The sequence below is a fragment of the Pseudomonas pergaminensis genome (genome assembly GCF_024112395.2).
GTDB lineage: Bacteria > Pseudomonadota > Gammaproteobacteria > Pseudomonadales > Pseudomonadaceae > Aquipseudomonas > Aquipseudomonas pergaminensis.
In genome coordinates this window covers 2,074,875-2,099,217 of the sequence record NZ_CP078013.2, presented here as the reverse complement: position 1 = coordinate 2,099,217, position 24,343 = coordinate 2,074,875, and the positions used below count along the sequence as shown (strand labels likewise).

The 24,343-nt window shown below is 62.9% G+C and carries 20 protein-coding genes and 1 pseudogene; 7 read left to right on the top strand and 14 right to left on the bottom strand.

Features of this window, described 5'->3' with window-relative positions; genetic code table 11:
• Positions 1–1,077: 1,077 nt before the first annotated feature.
• Positions 1,078–1,890: an alpha/beta fold hydrolase gene (locus tag KUA23_RS09625; protein WP_078047658.1), complete on the top strand. Its 813-nt coding sequence runs from the start codon at positions 1,078–1,080 to the stop codon at positions 1,888–1,890.
• 36 nt (positions 1,891–1,926) lie between these two features.
• Here KUA23_RS09625 and KUA23_RS30265 read toward each other — a convergent pair whose 3' ends face one another.
• From KUA23_RS30265 to KUA23_RS09610, 4 genes and pseudogenes are all read right to left on the bottom strand, one after another.
• Positions 1,927–2,769 carry a methyl-accepting chemotaxis protein gene (locus tag KUA23_RS30265; RefSeq protein WP_410896877.1) on the bottom strand — a complete coding sequence of 281 codons (843 nt, stop codon included), beginning with the start codon at positions 2,767–2,769 and terminating at the stop codon, positions 1,927–1,929.
• A gap of 15 nt (positions 2,770–2,784) precedes the next feature.
• Positions 2,785–2,985 (bottom strand): annotated as a pseudogene (locus KUA23_RS30260) (HAMP domain-containing protein); the annotation flags it as partial.
• Positions 2,986–4,008: 1,023 nt separating this feature from the next.
• On the bottom strand, positions 4,009–5,421 hold the full coding sequence (locus tag KUA23_RS09615; protein WP_078047656.1) for an aminotransferase-like domain-containing protein: 1,413 nt from the start codon (positions 5,419–5,421) through the stop codon (positions 4,009–4,011).
• 202 nt (positions 5,422–5,623) lie between these two features.
• Positions 5,624–6,385, bottom strand: coding sequence for an SDR family oxidoreductase (locus KUA23_RS09610; protein ID WP_078047655.1), 762 nt, complete (start codon positions 6,383–6,385; stop codon positions 5,624–5,626).
• Between the two features lie 228 nt (positions 6,386–6,613).
• Here KUA23_RS09610 and KUA23_RS09605 point away from each other — a divergent pair, with 228 nt between their 5' ends.
• Positions 6,614–7,621 (top strand): NADP-dependent oxidoreductase, encoded by a 1,008-nt coding sequence (locus tag KUA23_RS09605; RefSeq protein ID WP_252994267.1) that lies wholly within the window; start codon positions 6,614–6,616, stop codon positions 7,619–7,621.
• Between the two features lie 918 nt (positions 7,622–8,539).
• Here the strand turns inward: KUA23_RS09605 and pyrF are convergent.
• Positions 8,540–9,238 (bottom strand): orotidine-5'-phosphate decarboxylase, encoded by a 699-nt coding sequence (gene pyrF / locus KUA23_RS09600; protein WP_010211681.1) that lies wholly within the window; start codon positions 9,236–9,238, stop codon positions 8,540–8,542.
• A 260-nt stretch (positions 9,239–9,498) separates the two neighbouring features.
• On the opposite strand from pyrF, the gene KUA23_RS09595 reads away from it, so the two are divergent.
• Positions 9,499–10,263, top strand: coding sequence for a response regulator (locus tag KUA23_RS09595; protein ID WP_095017565.1), 765 nt, complete (start codon positions 9,499–9,501; stop codon positions 10,261–10,263).
• Positions 10,263–11,303: a sensor histidine kinase gene (locus KUA23_RS09590; RefSeq protein WP_078047652.1), complete on the top strand. Its 1,041-nt coding sequence runs from the start codon at positions 10,263–10,265 to the stop codon at positions 11,301–11,303. The genes KUA23_RS09595 and KUA23_RS09590 overlap by 1 nt, the downstream gene beginning before the upstream one ends.
• 16 nt (positions 11,304–11,319) lie before the next feature.
• Here KUA23_RS09590 and KUA23_RS09585 read toward each other — a convergent pair whose 3' ends face one another.
• The 9 genes from KUA23_RS09585 to KUA23_RS09545 all read right to left on the bottom strand — a co-directional run bounded on the left by KUA23_RS09585 (position 11,320) and on the right by KUA23_RS09545 (position 19,165).
• The gene (locus KUA23_RS09585) at positions 11,320–12,381 is read right to left on the bottom strand and encodes an AI-2E family transporter (RefSeq protein ID WP_252993824.1); all 1,062 of its coding nucleotides are present in this window, start codon (positions 12,379–12,381) and stop codon (positions 11,320–11,322) included.
• Between the two features lie 72 nt (positions 12,382–12,453).
• Positions 12,454–13,272, bottom strand: a complete 819-nt coding sequence (locus KUA23_RS09580; protein ID WP_078047650.1) for a DUF4892 domain-containing protein — start codon at positions 13,270–13,272, stop codon at positions 12,454–12,456.
• Positions 13,273–13,374: 102 nt separating this feature from the next.
• Positions 13,375–14,229 carry an alpha/beta hydrolase gene (locus KUA23_RS09575; protein WP_252993823.1) on the bottom strand — a complete coding sequence of 285 codons (855 nt, stop codon included), beginning with the start codon at positions 14,227–14,229 and terminating at the stop codon, positions 13,375–13,377.
• Positions 14,226–15,029 (bottom strand): alpha/beta fold hydrolase, encoded by an 804-nt coding sequence (locus tag KUA23_RS09570; RefSeq protein WP_252993822.1) that lies wholly within the window; start codon positions 15,027–15,029, stop codon positions 14,226–14,228. The genes KUA23_RS09575 and KUA23_RS09570 overlap by 4 nt, the downstream gene beginning before the upstream one ends.
• 97 nt (positions 15,030–15,126) lie before the next feature.
• Positions 15,127–15,570: a hotdog fold thioesterase gene (locus KUA23_RS09565; protein ID WP_034102975.1), complete on the bottom strand. Its 444-nt coding sequence runs from the start codon at positions 15,568–15,570 to the stop codon at positions 15,127–15,129.
• A gap of 30 nt (positions 15,571–15,600) precedes the next feature.
• On the bottom strand, positions 15,601–17,250 hold the full coding sequence (locus KUA23_RS09560) for an AMP-binding protein (protein ID WP_252993821.1): 1,650 nt from the start codon (positions 17,248–17,250) through the stop codon (positions 15,601–15,603).
• An 85-nt stretch (positions 17,251–17,335) separates the two neighbouring features.
• Positions 17,336–17,785 carry a phosphohistidine phosphatase SixA gene (gene sixA / locus KUA23_RS09555; protein ID WP_099493394.1) on the bottom strand — a complete coding sequence of 150 codons (450 nt, stop codon included), beginning with the start codon at positions 17,783–17,785 and terminating at the stop codon, positions 17,336–17,338.
• A complete protein-coding gene (locus KUA23_RS09550; protein WP_099493393.1) occupies positions 17,782–18,129 on the bottom strand; it encodes a DUF4389 domain-containing protein in 348 nt (115 codons plus the stop codon). Before KUA23_RS09550 ends, sixA begins: the two co-directional genes overlap by 4 nt.
• Positions 18,130–18,139: 10 nt before the next feature.
• The gene (locus tag KUA23_RS09545) at positions 18,140–19,165 is read right to left on the bottom strand and encodes an NAD(P)H-dependent glycerol-3-phosphate dehydrogenase (RefSeq protein ID WP_012723107.1); all 1,026 of its coding nucleotides are present in this window, start codon (positions 19,163–19,165) and stop codon (positions 18,140–18,142) included.
• A gap of 195 nt (positions 19,166–19,360) precedes the next feature.
• Here KUA23_RS09545 and KUA23_RS09540 point away from each other — a divergent pair, with 195 nt between their 5' ends.
• From KUA23_RS09540 to KUA23_RS09530, 3 genes are read left to right on the top strand one after another with little or no spacing between them, the layout of a single operon-like run.
• Positions 19,361–21,481 (top strand): TonB-dependent receptor plug domain-containing protein, encoded by a 2,121-nt coding sequence (locus KUA23_RS09540; protein ID WP_346356393.1) that lies wholly within the window; start codon positions 19,361–19,363, stop codon positions 21,479–21,481.
• Between the two features lies 1 nt (position 21,482).
• Entirely contained in the window at positions 21,483–22,412 is a 930-nt protein-coding gene (locus KUA23_RS09535; RefSeq protein WP_078047643.1) for an ABC transporter substrate-binding protein, read from the top strand.
• Positions 22,409–24,310 (top strand): ATP-binding protein, encoded by a 1,902-nt coding sequence (locus tag KUA23_RS09530; protein WP_252993820.1) that lies wholly within the window; start codon positions 22,409–22,411, stop codon positions 24,308–24,310. The genes KUA23_RS09535 and KUA23_RS09530 overlap by 4 nt, the downstream gene beginning before the upstream one ends.
• Positions 24,311–24,343 lie beyond the last annotated feature (33 nt).

Sequence of the window (24,343 nt, the reverse complement as noted above, 5' to 3'; positions counted from 1 at the left end):
GCAAAGCGAGTCGCTGTTGATCGTGATCTTGATCTTGATCTTGATCTTGATCTCGCTTTTGATCTTAGGCGCCCCGTCAAACACGCTGGCCGGAATTCGACAGGGATTTGGGGGGTAAACCGGCAGGGATGCCGGTTTAGCCGCCCCGCGCCATGGATGGCGCGTGGCGGCGGCCCCCCAAATACCTGTCGGATTACGGGCACACCGAGCCTAAGCGAGGTGCCGAGTGTTGGGGCAAGAGCGTTTTGCTTACTTTTGCGCTTTTCAAAAGTGAGCCGCCGTAAGGGCGGAACCCATAGCAGCCCTTACCTAAATAACGGATATGTACCCGGTAAGATCCAACATCTAGGTCGGCTGTCAGGCCGCCTTCGCAGGCAAGCCAGCTCCCACATTTGGATCGTGGGGTGACAGTTAGATTGTGGTCGGCTGTCGGGCCGCCTTCGCAGGCAAGCCAGCTCCCACATTTTTAAATCGCGGGATGACAGTTAGATTGTGGTCGGCTGTCAGGCCGCCTTCGCAGGCAAGCCAGCTCCCACATTTTTGAATCGCGGGGTGACAGTTAGATTGTGGTCGGCTGTCGGGCCGCCTTCGCAGGCAAGCCAGCTCCCACATTTTTGAATCGCGGGGTGACAGTTAGATTGTGGTCGGCTGTCGGGCCGCCTTCGCTGGCAAGCCAGCTCCCACATTTTTGGATTGCGGGGTGACAGTTAGATTGTGGTCGGCTGTCGGGCCGCCTGCGCAGGCAAGCCAGCTCCCACATTTTTGAATCGCGGGGTGACAGTTAGATTGTGGTCGGCTGTCAGGCCGCCTTCGCAGGCAAGCCAGCTCCCACATTTTTGAATCGCGGGATGACAGTTAGATTGTGGTCGGCTGTCGGGCCGCCTTCGCAGGCAAGCCAGCTCCTACAGTTTGGATCTCGGGGTGACAGTTAGATAGCTGTGGCTTGTGGTCCAGCACCATCCCCAGACGCCCCCTGTGGCAAACCCAGTTCGCCATATGCCATCACTTTGCATCTATCCCCCCGCCTCCGACTAGCGTACAAAAGTGCCCCTTACTCCACGAAGTCAGAGGCCTGCTATGCCTGTCGCCGTCATTGATGGACAACCACTGCACTACGTCGACCAGGGCTCAGGCCCCGTCGTCCTGCTGGGCTCAAGCTACCTATGGGGCGCCGACATGTGGGCGCCGCAGATCGAAGCCCTGTCGCAACAATACCGCGTGATCGTGCCCGAGCTGTGGGGCCATGGCGAATCCGGCCCACTGCCGGCGCACACCCGCTCTCTTGACGACCTCGCGCGCCAGGCCCTGGCCTTGCTGGACCAACTGGATATCCCCCAGATCAACCTCGTGGGGCTCTCCGTCGGAGGCATGTGGGGCGCACGCCTGGCGTTGCTGGCGCCGCAGCGCATCAACAGCCTGGTGCTGATGGACACGTACCTGGGCGCCGAGCCCGAAGCCACGCGCCAGTACTATTTCTCGCTGTTCAAGATGATCGAAGACGCCGGTGCCATCCCTGAGCCCTTGCTGGACGTGGTCGCACCGATCTTTTTCCGCCCGGGTATCGACCGCGAATCAGCGCTGTACCAGGATTTTCGCAGGCAATTGCAGGGCTACTCCAAAGAGCGCCTGCTGCAGAGCATCGTGCCCCTGGGCCGCTTGATCTTCAGTCGCGAGGCTGTGCTGGAGCAGTTGCCACGCCTGGACGCCGACACCACCCTGGTGATGTGTGGCGAGCAGGACAAACCACGCCCACCCGCCGAGTCCGAGGAAATGGCCGGCCTGATTGGCTGCAGCCTGATCCTGATTCCAGAGGCGGGCCATATCAGCGCCCGGGAAAATCCGGACTTCGTCAACGAAGCGCTGCTGACCTTCCTCGCCAACAACGCCTGACCCCCCTTCCCTGTGATCGCTGCGCCAACGCGGCGATCACAGGCGGAAATGCCCCACCATCCCTTTGAGCTCCGCCCCCAACTGCGCCAGCTGGATGCTCGACGCGGCGTTGCCCTGCATGCTCAGCGCCGACTGATCGGCACTGGCGCGGATACTGGTGACACTGCGGTTGATCTCTTCGGCCACTGAGCTTTGCTCCTCGGCGGCCGCGGCGATCTGCTGGTTCATCTGCTGGATCAACGACACCGCCACGGCGATGCTGCCCAGGGCACTCTCGGTTTCCAGGGCGTCGCTCACCGCCAGCTTTACTAGCTCCCCGCTTTGCTGGATCTGCTGCACCGACGACTGGGCCGCGCTGCGCAAGCTACTGATCAGGCGCTCGATTTCTTCGGTGGATTGCTGGGTACGCTTGGCCAGGGCCCGTACTTCATCCGCCACCACCGCAAAGCCACGCCCTTGCTCGCCGGCACGGGCGGCTTCGATGGCGGCGTTGAGGGCCAGCAGGTTGGTCTGTTCGGCCACGCTCTTGATCACACTCAACACCGTGCCGATATTCTGGATCTCGACGCTCAGGCTCTCGATGCTGGCGCTGGCACTGGTGCTGGAGGTGGCGAGCAATTCAATGCGCTGCAGACTTTGGCGCACCACCTGCTGGCCACTGTCGACTTTGTCGTCTGCGGTCTGTGCAGCTTGCGCGGCCTCTTCAGCGTTGCGTGCCACGTCGTGTACCGTGGCGGTCATCTGGTTCATCGCCGTGGCGACCTGCTCGGTTTCTTCTTTCTGGCTGCTGACCTCGACGTTGGTCTGCTCGGTGACGCTGGACAGCGAATGCGCCGAGCTCGCCAGTTGCTCGATACCGGCTTGCAGGCCGCTGACCATCTGGCTGAGGCCGTTGCCCATCTGTTGCATGGCCTGCATCAGTTGGCCGATTTCATCGCGACGGCTGACCTCCATGCGCCCGCTCAAGTCGCCGGCGGCAATCTGTTGGGCTACCGCGATCACACTGCGCAGCGGGGCGACGATCAACCGGGTAATCACCCACGCCGCAATCAACCCCACCAGCAAGGCCAGGGCCGACGAGCCGATGATCAGCATCGCGCTTTTCTTCAACTGCCCCTGCATGGACTGGTCTTCAGCGTCATACGCCTGGTTGACCCGGCTGACTACCTCACCCGCCCGGTCATGCAGCTGTTTGTAGACCACCTTCTCCTGGGCCAGCAAGCCGGTGTACTCACCGAGTTTTTCACTGAAGGCGGCAATATGCCCGGACACTTCGTTGAGCACAGTCTGGTAGCCGGGGTCCTTGACCGAGGTCTTCAGTTGCTCGACCTGGGCCAAAGCCTGGTCGGCCTGCTCGATCTTGCCCTGTTCGATTTCTTCCTCGCTCACCTTGCGGCTCTGGTCCAGGCGCACCCGCGCTTCGTTCATGGCTTGCAGCATCAGGCGCGACACCTGGCTGACTTGCCCCGCCTGCTCGATGAATTCGGCACCCTCCTTGCCCTGGCTTTCCTTGAGGCCATAGGCACCGTCATCTGCCAGCCCGGCTTGCAGCACATCGAGGTTATTGGCCACGCTGGACACCGACCAACTGGCCATTTCCAACGCCAGGTCCTTGGTCTGGGTCAGTTCGACAAACTCATCGAACGCCTTGCGGTACGCCGCCAGGGCCTGCTCGACGTCGGTCATGACCGGCACATTGGTCGCCGACTGGGCCTTGAGGCTCGCGGCAAGGGCCGCCAACGCGTCGACACTTTCATGCAGCGCGTCGACGGCCTTGGGGTCGGCATGCAGCGCGTAGTCCTGCTCGATCAGGCGCACTTTGAGCAAGCCGCTGTTGAGCGAGGACATGGCCTTGAGGCCTTCGAAACGCTGGCCAACGGTTTGCAGGGACCACACGCCGATCGCCGCGACCACCGCCGTCAACAGCAGCACCAGGGTGAAGCCCAAGCCCAGTTTTTTTGCCATACCGAGGTTGGCGAATTGTCGTTGCACGGCCGAAATCATTGCACTTGAATCCTCTTGCAATGGCAATTGCCATCGAGCCCGGTTTACACAGGCGAGATTCGCAACCACAAGGCACTGAGCACAAGTCGTTGGCGCCACAATAATGGCAAAAAGCTACACGCTCGTCGTTTTCAGAATGGTCGAGGTCGATCTGGCGGGGCCCATGGCCCGGAACAACGCCAAGGCGCGTTGATCCGCCGCATAGGCCACATTAATGCGCAGCCAGTCGCAGGGCTCATGGGTTGGACTGAACAGCGCCCCCGGTGATAACAAAACCCCGAGCCGCCGCGCACAAGCCTGCAACCGCGACCGATCCCCCGACCCCGGCCGCGCCCACACAAACATCCCGCCGGCCGGAGCAGTGAACACCTCCCACTCCTCGTCTTCCAGCACCTGCAACGTGGCAGCCATTTGCGCATTCAGGCGCTTGCGCAAACGCTGCACCCACTTGCGGTAGGTGCCGTTGGCCAGCAGCGTGGCCACCACCGCCTCGGCAAATCGCGAGGTACCGAAGCCGGTCAAGGTCTTGAGGCTGGCCAATTGCCCGATGATCGCCGCGCTGGCACTCAGGTAACCCACGCGCAAGGCGCTGCTCAGGGTCTTGGAAAAACTCGATACGTAGATCACCCGGTCATCATGGGGCAACGCCGAAAGCCGTGTGCAACTGGCGTGCTGCAGGTCACCGAAGACATCCTCTTCGATGATCAGGAAATCTTCGCGGCGCGCCAGCTCCAGCAAACGCTCGGCCACCGTGCGGCTCAGGCTGGAGCCGGTGGGGTTGTGGTACAGGCTGTTGATGAACAGGCACTTGGGCCGATGCTGCTGCAACAGCGTTTCCAGCGCCGGGATGTCCGGGCCACCGCGAGTGCGTGGCACCTGCAGCAGTTGCACGCCGTGGAACGCCAATTGCCGATAAAGGTTGCCGTACCCCGGCGTTTCGACCACCACGCAATCGCCGGCCTTGAGCAATGTGCGGATCAGCAGGTCCTGGGCATGGCTGGCGCCGGCCGTGGTGAGGATGTGGTCGAGATGGGTAGCGATGTGGACCTGGCCCAGGCGCTTGAGCAATTGCTCGCGCAATGCGGGCAGCCCCAAGGGCGTGCTGTAGTTGAACAGGCCAGCGGTGTCGGTACGGGTCACTTCGCGGACCGCGTAACTGATGTCATCGCTTTCACGCCAGGTATCCGGCAACCAGCCGCAGCCCAGTTTCAGCTCACCCAACGGGTTATCGGCGAAGGCTCCCCAGTCTTGCTCGGCCCCTTCGTACCACTGGCCTTCGTGCGACGTCGGCGGTTGGGCAACGCTGAAACCCGAACCCTGTTTTGAAACCAGCACTCCCTGCGCGACCAATCGTTCAAACGCCTCGACCACGCTGGACTGGCTGAGCAGGTTATCAAGGGCCACCTGGCGAACGGACGGTAAGCGTGTGCCAGGGCTCGCCCCACTCGTGCGAATCCATTGCGCCACCGCGCTGATGATTTGCTGCACCACCGGTACAAGGGCTTGTCGATCGATCCCTAAATCCATGCGCCACTCACTTCACTGTCTGTTATTCAACCCAGGACAGTTAAGCACAGAAGCCCACCCCGGCCGCTCGCCAAGTTTTATTAAAGTATTGATTTTATTGAGTTATTTACCTGCTGATACACAATCTGACAAGGCACGGTGCCAGCTATGGAAATACCTCACGCCCCCCACACCGTTTTCGAATGAAGGGCGACCCGAGGTCCTAGATAGCCGTCGCGCCACCGTCCACCGCCAAGGCTTGGCCGGTGGTAAAGGCCGCACCGTCGCTGCACAGGTACAGCACCGCGCTGGCGATTTCCTCGACCTTGCCAATGCGTCCCACCGGGTGCATGGCGGCGGCAAATTCGGCCTTGCGTGGGTCGGCTTCGTAGGCACGCCGGAACATATCGGTATCGATCACGGCCGGGCACACCGCATTGACGCGGATTTTCTTCTTCGCATACTCGATGGCCGCCGATTTGGTCAGGCCGATCACGGCATGCTTGGACGCGGCATAAATGCTCATCTTAGGCGCCGCGCCCAGCCCCGCGACCGATGCAGTGTTGACGATCGCCCCGCCGCCCTGGGCCAGCAGCAGCGGCAATTGGTGCTTCATGCACAACCACACGCCCTTGACGTTGACCCCCATGATCGCGTCGAACTCATCCAGGCTGCCGTCAGCCAGCTTGCCTTTCTCAATCTCGATGCCGGCATTATTGAAGGCGTAGTCCAGGCGGCCATAGGCGGCGAGGGTCTGGGCCATCAATTGCTGTACTTCGGCTTCCTGCGTGACGTTGCAGCGCACAAACAGCGCTTCGCCACCGGCCTGGTGGATAAGGGCGACGGTGCCTTCACCGCCCGCTGCATCCAGGTCGGCAACCACTACCTTCAAGCCTTCGGCGGCGAACGCCAGCGCGGTAGCGCGGCCAATACCGGCGGCGGCGCCAGTCACCAGGGCAACCTGGCCGGAAAACGTCATGCTCATGGAAGATGTCCCGTGGGAAAAATAACTGTGGGTCGAGTCTAGCCAACGCCGCGCCGAGCGCGTCAGCACTATCAGAAGGCCAGTTGAGGCTGCATGAATCGCAGTGATAAGAGCCACAGCCCGACTATCAGCAGTGCCTATCGAGCGGCATTCGCGCCCTCGGTGAACCTTGCTCCCAGACCGTTCAAGGTCTATCACTTCAGGTTCATTTCCAGAAGAGTCGCTGCCATGACCGCCCAGACCAATCGCCAATTCCTGCTCGCCAAGCGCCCGGTCGGCGCGGCCACCCGGGAAACCTTCACCTACCAGGAAGTGCCCGTGGGCACGCCCCAGGACGGCCAGGTGCTGGTGCGCAATGAATACCTGTCCCTCGACCCCGCCATGCGTGGGTGGATGAATGAAGGCAAGTCCTACATCCCGCCGGTCGGCATCGGTGAAGTAATGCGCGCCCTCGGCGTGGGCAAAGTGATTGCCTCGAACAACCCAAAGTTTGCGGTCGGCGACTACGTCAACGGCGCCTTGGGCGTACAGGACTACTTCCTGGGCGAGCCTCGGGGTTTCTACAAGGTTGACCCGACACTGGCCCCGCTGCCCCGTTACCTGTCGGCCCTGGGCATGACCGGCATGACGGCTTACTTCGCCCTACTGGACACCGGTGCGCCCAAGGCCGGCGAAACCGTGGTGATCTCCGGTGCGGCCGGTGCCGTGGGCAGCATTGCCGGGCAAATCGCCAAAATCAAAGGCTGCCGCGTGGTGGGCATTGCCGGCGGTGCGGGCAAATGCAAGTTCCTGGTGGACGAACTCGGCTTCGATGCGGCTATCGACTACAAAAGCGAAGACGTACCCGCCGCACTCAAGCGCGAGTGCCCCAAAGGCGTAGACGTGTATTTCGATAACGTCGGCGGCGACATTCTCGACGCAGTGCTCAGCCGCCTGGCATTAAAAGCCCGCGTGGTGATTTGCGGTGCCATCAGCCAATACAACAACAAGGAAGCCGTGAAAGGCCCGGCCAACTACCTGTCACTGCTGGTCAACCGCGCACGCATGGAGGGCTTTGTCGTCATGGATCATGCCGCCCACTTCGCCGCCGCCGGCCAAGAAATGGCCGGCTGGATGGCCCAGGGCAAACTCAAGAGCAAAGAAGACATCGTAGAAGGGCTGGAAACCTTCCCCGAGACGCTGATGAAGCTATTCAACGGCGAAAACTTTGGGAAGCTCGTACTCAAAGTTATCTGAAAAAGCTGCCCCAACGTAACCACGATGCGAAGCGAGCCGCTGTTGATCGTGATCTTGATCTAGCTTTTGATCTGGCTTTTGACCTTAGGCGCCCCGTCAAACACGCTGGCCGGAATTCGACAGGGATTTGGGGGGGGTAAACCGGCAGGGATGCCGGTTTAGCCGCCCCGCGCCATGGATGGCGCGTGGCGGCGGCCCCCCAAATACCTGTCGGATTACGGGCACACCGAGCCTAGGCGAGGTGCCGAGTGTTGGGGCAAGAGCCCTTTGGTTACTTTGGGGCTCTTTTCCAAAGTGACCCGCCGTAAGGGCGGAACCATTAGCAGCCGTTACCCGAGTAACGGATATGTACTCGGTCTGATCCAACATCCCGGTCGGCTATCAGGCCGCCTTCGCAGGCAAGCCAGCTCCCACATTTTTAGATCGCGGGGCTACAGTTAGAGAGTGATCGGCAGTCAGGCCGTCTTCGCAGGCAAGCCAGCTCCCACATTTGGATTGCGGGGTGACTGTTAGATTGTGGTCGGCGTTAGGTCGCCATCGCTGGCAAGCCAGCTCCTACAGTTAGATCGCGCGGTGATAGTTAGATTGTGGTCGGCTGTCGGGCCGCTTTCGCAGGCAAGCCAGCTCCCACAGTTTTGGATCGCGGGGTGACAGTTGGAGAGTGGTCGGCTGTCGGGCCGTCTTCGCAGGCAAGCCAGCTCCCACAGTTTTGGATCGCGGGGTGACAGTTGGAGAGTGGTCGGCTGTCGGGCCGTCTTCGCAGGCAAGCCAGCTCCCACATTTGGATCGCAGGGCAGCAGTTGAAGAGTGGTCGGCAGTTAGGCCACCGTCGCTGGCAAGCCCGCTCCCTCACTTGGATCGCGGGGCTTCAGTCAGACAGCGGCCATCGGTCAGGCCGCCTCCAACAGGACGTCTCGGTCAGGCGATTTCGGCAACAACCGCCGCCAACGCCTTGGCCGGATCAGCCGCCTGGCTGATCGGCCGGCCGATCACCAAGTAATCGGAGCCCGCATCCAACGCCTGCCGCGGCGTCAAAATGCGCCGCTGATCATCCTGGGCACTGCCCGCCGGACGAATCCCCGGGGTCACCAGTTGCAGCGACGGGTGCGCAGTTTTCAACGCCTGGGCTTCCAGCGCCGAACACACCAGGCCATCAAGGCCAGCTTTCTGTGCCAGCGCTGCCAGGCGCAACACCTGCTCCTGAGGCTCAATGTCCAAGCCAATACCGGCCAGGTCCTCACGCTCCATGCTGGTCAGCACAGTCACACCGATCAGCAACGGCTTAGGCCCGCTACGCTGTTCCAGCACTTCACGGCAGGCACTCATCATGCGCAGGCCACCGGAGCAATGCACGTTGACCATCCACACGCCCATCTCGGCGGCAGCCTTGACCGCCATGGCAGTAGTGTTCGGGATATCGTGGAATTTCAGGTCGAGGAACACCTCGAAACCTTTGTCACGCAAGGTGCCGACGATTTCTGCGGCGCAACTGGTGAACAGTTCCTTGCCGACCTTGACCCGACACAGCTTCGGGTCCAACTGGTCAGCCAGCTTCAGTGCGGCGTCACGAGTGGGGTAATCCAGGGCGACGATGATAGGAGTCTGGCAGACGGACATTGGAATGGGCTCTCAGGCAAGTCGAAATCGGCGCGGATTGTAGCGCAAGCGGCGGCGTTGCGGGATCCGATGATCGGTAAATACTGACCAACCGCCATCGGGCAGGCATTTAAGGGCAATTATTTCAAAGCTGATACATTCACGACATGCCCCCAACACGCCCCACGGCTAGCCTCGCTCGCACGACCCACCGACCAGCACTTCCAGCCATGGGGCTGGGCGCCTATGCTGACCGCAACAACAGGGCAGATGATCGCATTATGCATACCCCTCCCGTCTCCATGACCGACGAGCAAAAAGGCGCGGTGATCGCCGATGACAAGCGGTGGAACACCCGCGCGCTGATCGTTGATGATGATGTGCCGATCCGCGAACTGCTGATCGACTACCTCGCCCGCTTCGGCATCCTGGCCACCGGTGTCACCGACGGCACCGCCATGCGCCAGGCCATGCAAGCCGAAACCTTTGACGTGGTCGTGCTCGACCTGATGCTGCCAGGCGAGGACGGCTTGTCGCTGTGCCGCTGGCTGCGCGCGGAATCGGACATCCCGATCCTGATGCTCACCGCCCGCTGTGAACCCACCGACCGCATCATCGGCCTGGAGCTGGGCGCCGACGACTATATGTCCAAGCCCTTCGAGCCGCGTGAGCTGGTGGCACGCATCCAGACCATCCTACGTCGCGTGCGCGATGACCGCACCGAACAGCGCGCCAATATCCGCTTCGACAACTGGCGCCTTAATAGTGTGCTGCGCCAACTGGTGGCCGACGATGGCCTGGTGGTGCCGCTGTCCAACGCCGAATTCCGCCTGCTCTGGGTGTTTATCGAGCGTCCGCGTCGGGTGCTGAGCCGCGAGCAATTGTTGGATGCCGCCCGTGGCCGCTCGATCGAAGCCTTTGATCGCAGCATTGACTTGCTGGTGTCGCGCCTGCGGCAGAAACTCGGGGATGACCCCAAGGCGCCGCAACTGATCAAGACCGTACGCGGCGAAGGCTACCTGTTCGACGCCCGGGATATCGGCTGATGCGCAACGCCTTCAACACGCTGTTCGGTCGGCTGTTTGGCGTGTTGTTGGTGGCCATTGTGCTGGCCCACGTGCTGGCAATCTCCTGGTTTCGCTACTACGGCCCGCCCCCGCCGCCACCGCCCCGGGAAGTCTTCGTGGAGCAGCCGGACGGATCCATGAAACCGCTGCACAAGGAGCATCGCCGCCCCTGGTTCGGTGGCCCGGTGGTGCCGCTGACGTTCCAGTTCATCTCGCTGATCATTGCTGCCTGGTACGGCGCCAAGCTGCTGAGCCGGCCGATCCAGCGCCTGAGTGAAGCCGCCGAGCGCTTGAGCCTGGACCTCGACAGCCCACCTCTCGACGAGTCGGGGCCACGGGAGGCACGGCAGGCAGCGTCGACCTTCAACCTGATGCAACGACGTATCCGCGAACAGGTCAGCCAGCGTGCGCGCATGCTCGGCGCGGTGTCCCATGACCTGCGCACCCCGCTGTCACGCCTCAAGCTGCGCCTGGAACAGATCGAAGACACCAAGCTGCAGGGCCAGATGCGCCAGGACCTCGACGACATGATCGGCATGCTCGACGCCACGTTGAGCTACCTGCACGAGCAACGCACCAGCGAAACCCGGCATTGGCTGGACGTGCAGGCGTTGGTGGAGTCGATGAGCGAAAACGCCCAGGACCAAGGCTCTGATGTGCAATTCGCCGGCACCTGCGCGCCGCTGCAGGTGCAGCCGATGGCCTTGCGTTCGTGCCTCAACAACCTGATCGACAACGCCTTGCGCTATGCCGGCACGGCGCGTATCGAACTGACGGACAGCCGCGAAGCCCTAGTCATCCGCGTGATCGACCACGGCCCCGGCATCGCGGCGGACAAGCGCGAGGCGGTGTTCGAGCCGTTCTATCGGCTTGAGGGCTCACGCAACCGCAACTCCGGCGGGGTCGGCCTGGGCATGACGATTTCCAAGGAGGCCGCGGAGCGCCTCGGCGGTCGACTGGAACTCGAAGAAACCCCAGGCGGTGGCTTGACTGCAGTGATGTGGTTGCCCAGGACCTGACCCCGGTTCCCATGGGTCACAGCGGTTTGTCTTCTCGGCGTACCTGGGCCTGGGTCGCACTCCAATCCATCAACAGGCTATAGGCCACCGCCAGCAGGGTCGGGCCGATAAACAGGCCGATGAAACCGAAGGCGATCAAGCCGCCGAACACCCCAAGCAGCACAATCACCAGCGGCAGGTTGCCGCCACGGCTGATGAGGTAGGGTTTGAGCACGTTGTCCACGCCGCTGATGATGAACGTGCCCCACACACCGAGGAACACCGCGTAGGTGTAGTCGCCTTTCCAGGCCAGCCAGGCCGTGGCCGGGATCCACACCAGCGGCGGGCCCATGGGGATTAGGCTGAGCAGGAAGGTGACGATACCCAGCACCAGCGCACCCGGCACGCCGGCGATCAGGAAACCGATCAGCGCCAGCACGGCCTGGGCGGCGGCGGTGCCGATCACGCCGTTGACCACCCGCTGGACCGTCCCCGCCACCAGTTCGATGTAGTAGCCGGCGCGGTCGCCGATCAAGCGCTCCAGCAGACGGTGGACGAACATTGCCAGGCGCGGCCCGTCCCGGTAGAAAAAGAATACGAAGACCAGGCTCAGGGTCAGCTCCAGGATTCCACCGCCGATCTGCGCACTGCGCGCCAGCAGCCAATTGCCGACTTGCCCCAGGTACGGCTTGATGCTGACCATCAAGGCTGCGCCCTGCTGGTCGATGCTGTCCCACATCGCCACCAGCCGTTCGCCGACAAAGGGGATCGAGCCAAGCCAGGTGGGCGCCTCCGGCAGGCCATCGACCTGGATATCCTTGATCAACGCCGTCGCATCGCGCACATGGTCTGCGAGATTGAAACCCAGCCACACCAGCGGCAGCGCCACCAGCAACATCCAGCACAACGTGAGGATGCCGGCGGCCAAGGATTCGCGACCGCCCAGCCAGCGCGTGAGCAGGACCATCAGCGGCCAACTGGCAAACGCCAGCACCGCGCCCCAGAACAGCGCCGACCAGAACGGCGCCATCACCCAGAAGCTGGCACCGAACAGCACCAGCAGCAGGATTTGCACCAGTAGGCGATCGTTATTGGGCATGGAGTATCTCTAGAAGAAGGCTGTAGGAAGAGAGCTTAGGCGAACGGCGCGGGTCCGCTCGCCTTGTGACGATCAGCGTATCAGATGCAGGTGCAGGCCTTTGGTTTCAGCGGCGCCGGTTTCCATGCGCGCAGCGCGCACACCTTTGTCGACCAGGGCTTGGCGCCAGGCTTCGGCGTTCGGGCCGGTAAGGCTGACGCGCAAGGTGGTATCGAGGTTCAACCCACGGGAAATCAGGGTCAGCCAGGTGTCGTCAGGGTCGCCGCCGAGCGCGGGGAAGTCCAGCTCGCCGGTGCTTTTCAACTCACGCAACAGCGTGGCCGACGTGGGCAACAGGTCACCCAGCGGCGCGTTGGCATCCAGTTGCTCCACATGCAGGTAGGCGCGGCGATTGCCGCGGGTGATGCCGTACAGCGCCACCAGGGAATTGTCCTGGGGGGCTGCCAGGCGCAGCAGCAGGTATTCCTGCTGGCCGTCGGCGCCGACCAGCTTGGCGTTGCCGAACACTTCATTGGCCCACAGGCTGCTTTCGCCGCAATCGCGGGCCTGGCACCAGAACAGTAACTGCGCGCCCTTCGCCTGCAACGCTTCGCGCGTTGCGGTAAAGGCTGCACTGGAGGTGTGTTCGGCGGGCAATTCGTAGGTAATCGCCGTGGCTTGCCCACGGGCGGTGGCCTGGCCTTCGTAACGCAGTTGGCCGCTGATCTTGCGGATCGCGCCCATAGGGTAGATGCGCTCCTTCTCTTCGGCCGGGCGGTAGTCGACGATCTGTGAGTCGACCTGACGGGACACTGCCGGTAAATCCTGGCTTCCCGGCACATCGGCGGCGAACACCAGGGGGCTGAAACAGCACAGCCCGAGGGCACGGATACATCCTTTACGAAGGCTCATCGGATCAAGGTGCCCTGGCCATCGGAGCGCACAGCGGTGTTGAGATGGTTCATGGTTGACTCCCTTTCAATCCGCCCAGCCTCGGCAGTTGACCGCGCCAAGTCAAGGCGTGGAGAAGAACCGATTGAAACAGTCTGCAACAAGGACCGCGCCGGGTTCGTCATTCAGGTGTAAATGATGGCCACCCGGCAGCGTGGTTACCGTAAAAGGTAGCTGAGAAAGCAATTCGGAATGTTTCGCCAGCATGCCGTCGGCGGCCACCACCAACTGCGTAGGGCAACTTACCCGCCGCACGAAGGCCATCGCCTGCTCATCGGTCAGACGCACCGGCGACGCCAGGGTCAAGCGGCTGTCGGAACGCCAAGTGTAGCCGCCCGGCACCGGCATCAAACCGCGCTGGGCCAGCAGTTCTGCGGCTTCACGGCTGACCGCCACCACGCCTTTCATGCGCGCCTCCACCGCTCGGTCCAGGGTGTTATAGACCGGCTTGCGCTTGTCCTGCAGGTTCAATTGCGCCTGCAACGCCATGCCCAGGCGCTCGGCGGCGTTCTCACCGCTGGCCGTCGGTGGGATCACACCGTCGATCAATCCCAGGTGCGTCACGCGCTCCGGCAACGCACCGGCCAGCACCAGCGACACAATGGCGCCGAGGGAGTGGCCAAGTAATGCAAAACGTTTCCAGCCCAGTTGCTCGGCGACTTGCAGCACATCGAAGACGTAATCCCACAAGGCATAACCGGCACCCATCGGACGATGCGCCGAATGCCCATGCCCGGCCATGTCCAGTGCAACGATGCGCAAGCCTTGGAGTTTCGGCGCCAGTCGCGCAAAGCTGTTGGCGTTGTCCAGCCAGCCATGCAGGGCGATCACCGGCAAACCGTCCTCGGGACCGAACAGATGGGCCGCCAGTTCGATATGCGGCAGGCTCAGGCGCACTTCTTCGACCGGTGTGCTCATGCGCAACTGCGCTCGCGGGCTTGCCAGCGGGAAAACAGGTTTTTGATCAAGGCCGCGGTGTCCTGGGGGCGTTCAAGGGGGAACATGTGGCCGCCGGGCATGGTGAGCATTTCGCCCATGGGCAGGCGCCCGACGCCGCTGGCGTGGTGACGCATCACCACCCGGCTCTGCCGGCCGCGCACCACCGCCAGCGGCACTTTCAACTGGCGCACCTGACCGGGGCTGGTGTGGGGCACGCCCCGGTAGATGCTGATTTCGGTGGACGGGTCGAAACGCAGGCGCAGGCGGTCACCGACCTGGTGCAGGCCGTGTTGCAGGTAAGCGTCGAAGCATTCCGGGTCAAAGCCACGGAACAAGGTCTTGCCGGCGAAATAGCTGCGCGCGGCGTCCAGGTCGCTGAACTCTTCGCGGCGTCCCAGGGTGCGCCCGGCCGGGGTCAGGCGGTCGATAAAGCCGAAGCGCTTGGCCGCGCGGATCACCCAGCGGTCAGCACGGGTCAGCACCGGCGAATCGAGCATGACCACCCCGCGATACAGCTGCGGGCAGCGCATGGCCGCGTGCAGGTGCAATACGCCCCCAAGGGAATGGCCCACGCCCCACACCGGTTCAGGTTGCTGCTCCAGGTGATGGATCAACTCGTCCACCAGGTTCTGCCAGTTATCGTCCACCGGAAACCGGGGGTCGTGACCGTGCTGCGGCAGGTGAGCCACCGCGTATTCCGGGGCCAGCGCGGCGAACAACTTGCCGTAGGTGGCCGAGGGGAAGCCATTGGCGTGGGCAAAAAACACGTGCTGCGACATACCAGATCCATCTACAAAAACAGAGATTGATTGTCACCATGCCCGGCCGGCACAGCAATGACTGTAACTGCCAGGAATGATGACACTCATGCCACGCCTATCGCGCCGGTGGGTTCTCGCCCAGTGGCACCACGGCCATGGTCAGCCGCGAGACGCAACTGGCCTTGCCATCATCGCTGGTCAGGCGGATGTCCCAGACCTGGGTGGTGCGGCCGATGTGGATCGCCTTGGCCACCGCCGTCACGCGCCCGCTGCGCACACCGCGCAGGTGGTTGGCGTTGACCTCCAGCCCCACGCAATAGAACTTGCTGGCATCGATGCACAGGTAGGCGGCCATGGAACCCACGCTTTCGGCCAACACCACCGACGCACCGCCATGCAACAAGCCGTAGGGCTGATGGGTGCGATGATCAACCACCATGCTGGCTGTCAGGGAGTCGTCGTCAAAGCTTTCAAAGCGAATGTCCAGCAGTTCACCGATGGTGTTTTTCTGGATCGCGTTGAGTTGATCGATATTCGGTTGAGTGCGCCACAGGCTCATGCCGTTGTCCTTTTTGGTTTTATGATGAGCCTAATCCTGCCACAGAACGGATTCGGAGCGCTCGCTCCAGGCTTGGAAATGTGCACCGTAAGTCGATTCGATCACGTTGCGCTTGATCTTCAGCGTCGGGGTCAGGAAGCCGTTTTCCACCGCCCAGTTGTCTTTCACCACCACCAACTGGCGCAGGCGTTCATGTTTATCCAGCGCCTGGTTGACCTGTTCCAGCCAGCGTTCAAGGCTGCTGCGCAGTGCGTGCGGGTCTTCGTTTACCGCCGATAACACGCACAGCCCAATCGGCGCGGTGAGGCCATCGCCCACCACGCACACCTGCTCGATGCGCGCATGTTCGGCCAGGCGGTTTTCAATCGGCGCGGGAGCGACGTATTTGCCTTTGCTGGTCTTGAAGATTTCCTTGAGCCGCCCGGTCAGGCGCAGCCGGCCATCGGCATCCTGCTCGCCCTTGTCACCGGTGCGCAGGAAGCCGTCGGCGGTGATCGTCTCGGCGGTTTTCTGCGGGTCCTTGTAATAGCCGAGCATGGTCGCGCCGCTGCGCACCTGGACTTCGCCCGAGGGGTCGATGCGCACGTCCACACCGGGGCACGGCAGGCCGATCCAGCCGAGGGTCTGCTGGCCGGGCCGGCACACGTGGGAGTAGCCACAGCTCTCGGTCATGCCATACACCTCCAGCACATCCAGGCCCAGGCGCTGATACCAGCGCAGCAGCGCCTCGGGCACCGGCGCCGCGCCGGACAGCGCGATGCGCAACGCATCCAGGCCCAGGCCGGCGAGCACCTTGTGGCCCACGCGCTTGCCGATAAAGGGCAGGCGCAGCAGGAAGTCCAGGCGCTTTTCCGGGATCCTGGCGTAGACGCCCATCTGGAATTTGGTCCAAATGCGCGGCACACCAAACAGTGCGGTCGGACGCGCCCTACGCAGATCAGTCAGAAAGGTATCCAGGCTTTCGGCGAAAAACACCGTCTGCCCGGTGTAGATCGCCGCCATTTCCACAAACATCCGTTCTGCCACGTGACACAACGGCAGGTACGACAGCAGCCGGTCGCCCTCCCCCAACCCGAACAACTCGGTGCCACGGGTGGCGGCAAACCCCAGCGCGCCGAAGCTGTGCATCACGCCTTTGGGCAAGCCGGTGGTGCCGGAGGTATAGATGATGGTGGCCAGCTCTGCGGCGGCCGGCTGAGGATTGTCCTGGATCGGCGAGCTGGCTTGCAGGTCGGCCCAGGTGAAATCGAATGCGCCCGGCGGGCATAACGGCAAGCTGATGGTCGGGACATCGGACGGCACGCCGGGCGCCATGGCTGGCCAGTCGTCAAGCTTGCCGATAAGCACCAGCGCCGCCTCGGAATGGCTGAGCACATGGGCAACGGAGTCGGCGGTGAGGTTGGGGTACAGCGGCACCGAGACATGCCCGGCCATCCAGATCGCCAGGTCGGCGATGATCCAGTGGGCGCAGTTTTTCGAGATCAGGGCAATGTGCGAGCCCTGGGGCAACTCCCGGGCGCACAGCCAGTGCGCGGCGCAGCGGGCCTGGTGGCCGGCCTCGCTCCAGGTGAGGCGTTGGACCTGGCCGCCGCCGACGGGCTGGACCAGAAAGGTTTGGCGCGGATGTCGCGCTTCACGTTCGAAGAAGACCTGCAACGGCAAACGAAAAGCGACGGGCATGGGACGCGCTCCTTTGTGGTCCGATGATAGCCAACCAAGCACTTGCTCGGTTGACTATATAGCACACACAAAGCAGCGATAACGCCTACGGATTCTTCACACTGACCAGGTTCATCAGCCCTGCCAGCGGGAAATCTCCCTCCAGTTCCGCCAGGCTGGCGGTGTGCATCGGCTGCGGCTGGCGCTGATGGCCATGCTGCAGGAAGCTGATCAGGCTGCCCACCAACGGTTGATGGCTGACCAGCAGCACGTTGTCATCGCTGTCGAGGTTTTGCAGCACCAACTGCGGGTTGCCCTCCGGTGTCAGCCACGGCACCGTGCGAATCTGCGGCTCAAAACCCAACGCCTCACGCACCAGGTGTGCGGTCTGCTGCGCCCGCACATAAGGGCTGGCGATGATCGCGCTGAGGGGCTGGCCGATCAGTTGCGCAGCACTGCGCAACACTTCGGCGCGGCCATGCTCGGTGAGGTTGCGCTCGGCATCGGTGCGCGCATGCCCTTCGGCCTCACCGTGGCGCAGTATCCACAGCTTCACAGCTTCGGCTCCTCGTCACGCACCGGGTGTGGCGCGGGCGGCACGCTGTGGGCGGTTTCGCCCTCGGGCGCGCGCGGGGTGGGCCAGTCGGCGAACGGCCAGGGCTTCTGTTCGGTGTGGAAGCTGCCGAAACGGCCGATCTGTGCAAGGAACTGGCTGAGGCTGTCGCCGAAGTTCATCAGGCCCAGGTTCGGCGCGCCGTAGACGAGGCGGTAGATCAACTGCACCACCACCAGTGCACCGAGCAGGAACTGCGCCACCTGCCACACCAGGGCGAACACCAGCATCCAGAGGATGCGCAAGGCAATGGATTCGTACTTGGGGGCTGCTTTCGGATCGTTCATGACGCGTTCCTCAGTTGAAACCACTGGTGGAAATAAAGTCGACATCGGTTTTCGGCTCGGCGCGCATCAGCAACTCGATGACTTGGTTCAAGGTGCGCCCTTCAAACAGGATCGCGTGCAACCCGGCGACCAGCGGCATATACACACCGACTTCCTGGGCCTTGGCCTTGAGCACCTTGAGGGTGTTGACGCCTTCGGCCACTTCGCCCAGGCGCGTGACCGCATCTTCCAGGCTCAAGCCCTGGCCGAGGGCGAACCCCACCTGGTAGTTGCGGCTTTTCGGCGAGGAGCAGGTGACGATCAGGTCGCCGACGCCGGCCAGCCCCAGGAACGTCATCGGGTTGGCGCCCTGGTTCACTGCAAAGCGGGTCATCTCGGCCAAGGCACGGGTGATCAGCATGCTTTTGGTGTTTTCGCCCATGCCCAGCGCCACGGCCATGCCGGCGATGATCGCGTAGACGTTTTTCAGTGCACCGCCCAGCTCGACGCCAAAGCGATCGCTGCTGGCGTAGACCCGGAAGGTACGGCCATGCAGCACCGCCTGGACGCGCTCGCACAGTTCCTCGTCTTCACTGGCCACCACTGTGGCTGTCAGCGCGTGCTCGGCGACTTCCCGCGCCAGATTCGGCCCGGACAGTACGCCAATGCGCGCCTGGGGCGCGATCTCTTCGAGGATCTCGCTCATCAGCTTGAAGGTTTGCGCTTCGATGCCCTTGGTCAGGCTGACCAGCAGCTTGCCCGCCAGGCGTTCGGCGTGGGGCGCCAGCACCGAGCGCAAGGCGCTGGAGGGCAGCGCGACGAAGCACAGGTCGCAGGCGGTGAGTGTTTCCAGCAGGTCGGTAACAGGCTCGACGGCCGGATGAATCTTGATGCCTTTGAGGTAACGCGGATTTTCCCGGTGCACCCGGATGGCCTCGGCCTGTTCGGGATCGCGCATCCACTGGCGCACAGCGTGACCGTTCTCGGCCAGCAGGTTTGCCACGGCGGTACCAAAACTTCCGCCTCCCAGGACCGCGATAGGGCGCTGTTCAGTCATATGCAATCCGTTAATCCATACCAGTGGCGATGCCGGCATTATACGGGCCGACCCGCTTGCGGCCAGCCCCCGTATCAATTCGTGCGTTTGTCGGAAAATGCCAGGTTTACATGAAGTAATTGCAAGTCCGGCGACTGGCAAAAGGCCCCACCTCAGTTAACATGGGCGGCTATCCGCAATTATCAAGGCCGTGCCGTGTATTTGGGCCCTCCTCCTCGCTCATCCCTCTGGTTGATGTTGTTGTGCAGCGCACCGGCGCTGGCCGACGACCTGTTCCTCGACAGCCAGCCGCTGCCCCAGGTGCTGACTGCCACGCGCCTCAAGCAATCGGCCGCCGCCGTGCCCGGCAGCATGACCGTGATCGACAGCGAGCTGATAAAGGCCAGCGGTGCACGGGACATCAGTGAGCTGCTGCGCCTGGTGCCGGGGATGATGGTCGGCTACACCACCGGCAACCAGGCAGCAGTGAACTACCACGGCACCAGTGCCAGCGATGCGCGGCGCATGCAGGTGTTGATCGATGGCCGCTCGGTGTACCGCGCCGGCCTGGCCACTGTGGACTGGAGTGACATTCCGGTGGCCATGGAAGATATCGAGCGCATCGAAGTGTTCCGCGGCCCCAACACCGTCAGCTATGGCGCCAATGCCTTGATGGCAGTGGTCAACATTCTTACGCGCTCACCGGCCAACAGCCACGGCACGCGGGTCAAGGTGGTGCGCGGCGAACGCGGCATCAATGACTTCTATGCCAGCCAGGGCGCGGGCTGGGAAACCGGTGACTTGCGCCTGTCCCTCTCCGGGCAACAGGACGACGGCTTCGACAGCGATGCCGCAGGCGCCGACCGCCGTGACAGCCGGCGTCTGAACCGCTTCAGCCTGGCGATCAGCCAGACGCTGAACACGCAACAAAGCATCGACTTGCAGCTGGATGCAAAGGAAGGCACCAACCAGCGTCCTTATACCTACAGCCCGGTATTTGCCGGGATTACCGAAGGCGGCAACAATTCCGACGTCACGGCCAAGGACTACGCCGGCTCCCTGCGCTGGAACTTCGACTTCAACCCAGACCACAGCCTGTATATCCAAGGCTCGGCGCAACAGTGGGACCGCCGGCAAATCTGGAAGGCCTGTGACGCCAAGGTGTCGTTCAGCCCCGAGTTGACCCAGCTGTGGCAGATGAACCCCAACTACGCCGAACTGCTCGCCCGGCATATGGACACCTACAGCCAGGGCAGCGCACCACCCGGCAGCGCCGCCGAGCAAGCACTGGCCAACCAAGTGCTGCAGCAATGGCGCGACGGTGCCAGCCAAAGCGTGTGCGGCGACATCGACCAGAGCACCCGCGAAAGCCGCTACGACCTGGAGATTCAAGACACCCTCAGCCTGTCCGACAGCCTGCGCCTGGTCAGCGGCATGAACTACCGCTACGACCGCGCCGACTCCGACACTTACTTCAACGGCACGTTGGACGACACCACCTGGCGCCTGTTCGGCCAGTTGGAGTGGCGCGCCAGCGAGCATTGGCTGCTGCAAGGCGGCGCCATGTATGAAGACACCCACCTGAGCGGCAACTCGCTGACGCCCCGGGTGGCGGTCAACTACCTGATCAACCCGCGCCACGGCCTGCGCGCGGTGTACTCCGAAGCGATCCGCTCACCGGACATGTTCGAGAACAACGTCAACTGGAGCTACCGCGTCACCAACCTCAGCTCCCCCGCCTATGGGCAGACCACCGGGCAATACTTCGTAAAGACCCGGGGCCCGGGCAACCTCGATAAAGAGATGATGAAATCGCGGGAACTGGGGTACAACGGCTTCTTTGCCGACATCGGGCTGAACATGGACGTGAAACTGTTCTATGACGAGATCACCGACATGATCAGCTCGCCGCTGCGCAATAACCAATACATTGCCAGCAACGCCAACAGTTCGCGGTTCACCGGCGCCGAATCCCAGTTCGACTGGCGCGTGAGCAACGCCGACCGCCTGCGGCTGACCTATGCTTACGTCGACGCCACCAGCAGCAACCCGCGGGACAAAGCGCAGACCGCGCGCAACAGCGGCTCCGCCGGTTGGTTGCGCGAATGGGGCCGAGGCTGGTCCAGCGCGCTGTTCTACTACGGCGATGACGCGCTCAACCAATATCGCTTCGAACGGGTCGACCTGCGGGTGGCCAAGCGCATTGCCCTGGGCAAAGCCAACGTGGAGCTGGCCGGCATGTTGCAGGAACGCCTGGATAACCAGCCCACCACCTGGGCCGATAACAATTATGACCATCGCCATGTGCTCTACTTCAGCGCGGAGTTAGAGTTCTGACATGGGCGACTCGTCACGGATGACCTGCTTTTTTATCACTCGGCGCTGGCGACGCGCGGTGCTGCTCGCGTGCCTGCTATTCAGCGCGCCAGCCTGGAGCGCCGATATCCTGCTGACCGCCGCCGAAGACGGCGCCGGCGTGCAGGCCTTCACCCAGGCCCTGGCCCAGCAACGCCCCGAAGACCACGTCACCTTCACACCGCTCAAAGACATGCCGGCCCCCAGCCGCCTGCCGGCCAACACACGGCTGATCCTGCTCGACCTGCCGGGCCTCGACTGGCGTTTGCAGGACACCCAGGGCCCGCCGACACTGGTGCTGCGCATCAGCCGGCTGCAGGCCCACCAGCGCCTGGGCAGCACCCAGCACCCACGCATCAGCCTGCTGTGGAGCGACCCGCCGCTGGAGCGCCAACTGCGCCTGATCGCGAGCATCCTGCCCCAGGCGCGGCGCATCGGCGTGCTCTATGGCGCCGACAGTGAATTCCTCCTGCCCGAACTGCGCCAGCACGCCACGCCCCTGGGCCTGGAGATCGTGCCGCAGCTCTGGGGCAACATTAATGACAGTCGGCCGCTGCAAACCCTGTTTCGCAACAGTGACGTGCTGCTCGGCCTCGACGACCCGCAGTTGTACAACCCCAAGACCGCGAAGAACCTGTTGCTGAGCAGCTACGCCCAGCAACTGCCGCTGGTGGGCCCGAACGCGGGCTTTGTGCGCGCCGGCAGCCTGGCCAGCACCTACAGCGACCAGGCCGACTGGCTGACGGTGCTCGACCGCCTGCTCGACCATCCACCGGGGAACTGGCCGCGCTCGCTGTACCCGGAACGCTTCAAAGTCGTGGGCAACCCGCAAGTCGCCCGCTCACTGGGGATCGAACAGGTGGACGAAGCCAGCGTCGCCACCCGATTGGCCGAAGGAGAAAAACGCCCATGACCTTGCGTCGTCGTTGGGACATCAACACCCGCACCCAGCTCATCACCCTGGGCCCGGCGCTGTTGCTGACGTTGCTGTTGATCAGCTTCTTCACCTTCGTGCGTATCCAGGACCTGCGCCAGGAACTGGACCACACCGGCCAGCTGATCGCCAACCAACTGGCGCCCGCCACCGAGTACGGGGTGATTTCCGGCAACAACGATGTGCTCGACAGCCTGTTGCGCGCCACGCTGGCCACGCCCCACGTGCGGTTCCTGGAGATCCAGGACAGCAGCGAGAACATCCTGGTGTATGTCGAGCAACCGTCGGAAAAACATGACCGCTCGCTGTCGGTCAAAGTGTTCCAGGCGCCGATCCGCCTGCAACACATCCAGTTGGGCAATGACTTCTTCCAGGACAACCTCAACGAACCCAAGGCGCCGCGCGCGGACTACCTGGGCCGGGTGATCGTCGGCATGTCCAACGACGCGTTCAGCCAGCGCCAGCAAGAGATCCTGTTCAAGGCCGGCATCCTCGCGCTGTTCGCCCTGCTGTTTACCTTTCTGCTCGCCAGGCGCCTGGCCGCCAGCCTGTCGCAGCCGATCAGCGCCATGGGCCACGCGGTGAAGGCCATCCAGCAAGGCGACTACAAGACCCCGCTGCCCATCGTGGATGACTCGGAACTGGGCGACCTGTCGCGGCATATCAACAACCTCGCCGAGGGCCTCAACCAGGCCAGTCGCGAACAGCAACAAGCCATGGCCCAGTTGATCCAGACCCGCGAAGAAGCTGAGCGCGCCAACAACGCCAAGTCGGATTTCCTGGCGATGATGAGCCATGAGTTGCGCACGCCCATGAACGGCGTGCTGGGCATGTTGCAGTTGCTGGAAACCACCGAGATGACCGAGGAGCAGACCGAGTACGCGGCGCTGGCCTCCGAATCCACCGAGCATTTGCTCAAGGTCATCAACGACATTCTCGACTTCTCGCGGATCGAACGCGCCGCCCTGGAGTTGGAGCACATTCCATTCAACCTCGCGGACCTGATCAACAGCTGCGCCCAGGCGTTCCAGCACAGCGCCCAGCAGAGCGGGTTGGCGCTGCAGCTGTCGATCCCGACGGGGATGGACGCCTTGCGGGTGCAGGGTGACCCGACGCGGATCCGCCAGATCCTGGTGAACCTGATCGGCAATGCCTTGAAGTTCACCGAACACGGCAGCGTCAGCGTCGAGCCGCACTGGCAGACCCTCGACCATGAACTGGTGTGGTTCACCTGCACCGTGCGCGACAGCGGCATCGGGATTTCCACCGAACGCCTGGAATTGATGTTCGACGCGTTCCAGCAGGCCGACAGTTCCATTTCAAGACGTTACGGCGGCACCGGCCTGGGCCTGCCCATCGCCCGCACCCTGGCCGAACGCATGGGCGGCACCCTGCGCGCCCAGAGCGAAGAAGGCCGTGGTTCGGTGTTCACCCTGGAAATCCCCCTGGCCATCGACCAGCACAGCGTGCCGGCCATTGCCAGCGATGCCGACGGCAAGGCCAGCGCCGGCAATGGCCGGCATGTCCTGCTGGTGGAAGACAACCCGGTCAACCGCACCGTGGTCGAAGCCATGCTGCGCAGCCTGGGCTTTGAAGTGAGCCTGGCCGCCGACGGCGCCGAAGCGATCCGCAGCGCCGAGAGCCTGATTTTCACGGTGATCCTGATGGATTGCCGGTTGCCGCTGATTGATGGCTACGAGGCCACCCGGCAAATTCGCCAACTGCCGGGCTGCGCCGACCTGCCGATCATCGCCCTCACCGCCAACGCCTTGCAGGGTGACCGGGAAGCCTGTTTGGCAGCCGGAATGAACGATTACCTGGCCAAGCCGTTCAAACGCACGGATTTGCAGCAAATCCTGCAGCGCTGGGTGCAATAGCGCCGCGCCATCAGCCAACTCCGACTGGCGTGA

What these genes read in the sequence shown, in the direction of transcription:
- KUA23_RS09530 (WP_252993820.1), top strand. Translation starts at nt 22,409, where the DNA reads ATGACCTTGCGTCGTCGTTGGGACATCAACACCCGCACCCAGCTCATC.
- pyrF (WP_010211681.1), bottom strand. Translation starts at nt 9,238, where the DNA reads ATGTCCGTCTGCCAGACTCCTATCATCGTCGCCCTGGATTACCCCACT.
- KUA23_RS09590 (WP_078047652.1), top strand. Translation starts at nt 10,263, where the DNA reads ATGCGCAACGCCTTCAACACGCTGTTCGGTCGGCTGTTTGGCGTGTTG.
- KUA23_RS09615 (WP_078047656.1), bottom strand. Translation starts at nt 5,421, where the DNA reads ATGGATTTAGGGATCGATCGACAAGCCCTTGTACCGGTGGTGCAGCAA.
- KUA23_RS09610 (WP_078047655.1), bottom strand. Translation starts at nt 6,385, where the DNA reads ATGAGCATGACGTTTTCCGGCCAGGTTGCCCTGGTGACTGGCGCCGCC.
- KUA23_RS09625 (WP_078047658.1), top strand. Translation starts at nt 1,078, where the DNA reads ATGCCTGTCGCCGTCATTGATGGACAACCACTGCACTACGTCGACCAG.
- KUA23_RS09575 (WP_252993823.1), bottom strand. Translation starts at nt 14,229, where the DNA reads ATGAGCACACCGGTCGAAGAAGTGCGCCTGAGCCTGCCGCATATCGAA.
- KUA23_RS09605 (WP_252994267.1), top strand. Translation starts at nt 6,614, where the DNA reads ATGACCGCCCAGACCAATCGCCAATTCCTGCTCGCCAAGCGCCCGGTC.
- KUA23_RS09535 (WP_078047643.1), top strand. Translation starts at nt 21,483, where the DNA reads ATGGGCGACTCGTCACGGATGACCTGCTTTTTTATCACTCGGCGCTGG.
- KUA23_RS09595 (WP_095017565.1), top strand. Translation starts at nt 9,499, where the DNA reads ATGCATACCCCTCCCGTCTCCATGACCGACGAGCAAAAAGGCGCGGTG.
- KUA23_RS09565 (WP_034102975.1), bottom strand. Translation starts at nt 15,570, where the DNA reads ATGAGCCTGTGGCGCACTCAACCGAATATCGATCAACTCAACGCGATC.
- KUA23_RS09550 (WP_099493393.1), bottom strand. Translation starts at nt 18,129, where the DNA reads ATGAACGATCCGAAAGCAGCCCCCAAGTACGAATCCATTGCCTTGCGC.
- KUA23_RS09545 (WP_012723107.1), bottom strand. Translation starts at nt 19,165, where the DNA reads ATGACTGAACAGCGCCCTATCGCGGTCCTGGGAGGCGGAAGTTTTGGT.
- KUA23_RS09580 (WP_078047650.1), bottom strand. Translation starts at nt 13,272, where the DNA reads ATGAGCCTTCGTAAAGGATGTATCCGTGCCCTCGGGCTGTGCTGTTTC.
- KUA23_RS30265 (WP_410896877.1), bottom strand. Translation starts at nt 2,769, where the DNA reads ATGGTCAGCGGCCTGCAAGCCGGTATCGAGCAACTGGCGAGCTCGGCG.
- KUA23_RS09570 (WP_252993822.1), bottom strand. Translation starts at nt 15,029, where the DNA reads ATGTCGCAGCACGTGTTTTTTGCCCACGCCAATGGCTTCCCCTCGGCC.
- KUA23_RS09560 (WP_252993821.1), bottom strand. Translation starts at nt 17,250, where the DNA reads ATGCCCGTCGCTTTTCGTTTGCCGTTGCAGGTCTTCTTCGAACGTGAA.
- KUA23_RS09585 (WP_252993824.1), bottom strand. Translation starts at nt 12,381, where the DNA reads ATGCCCAATAACGATCGCCTACTGGTGCAAATCCTGCTGCTGGTGCTG.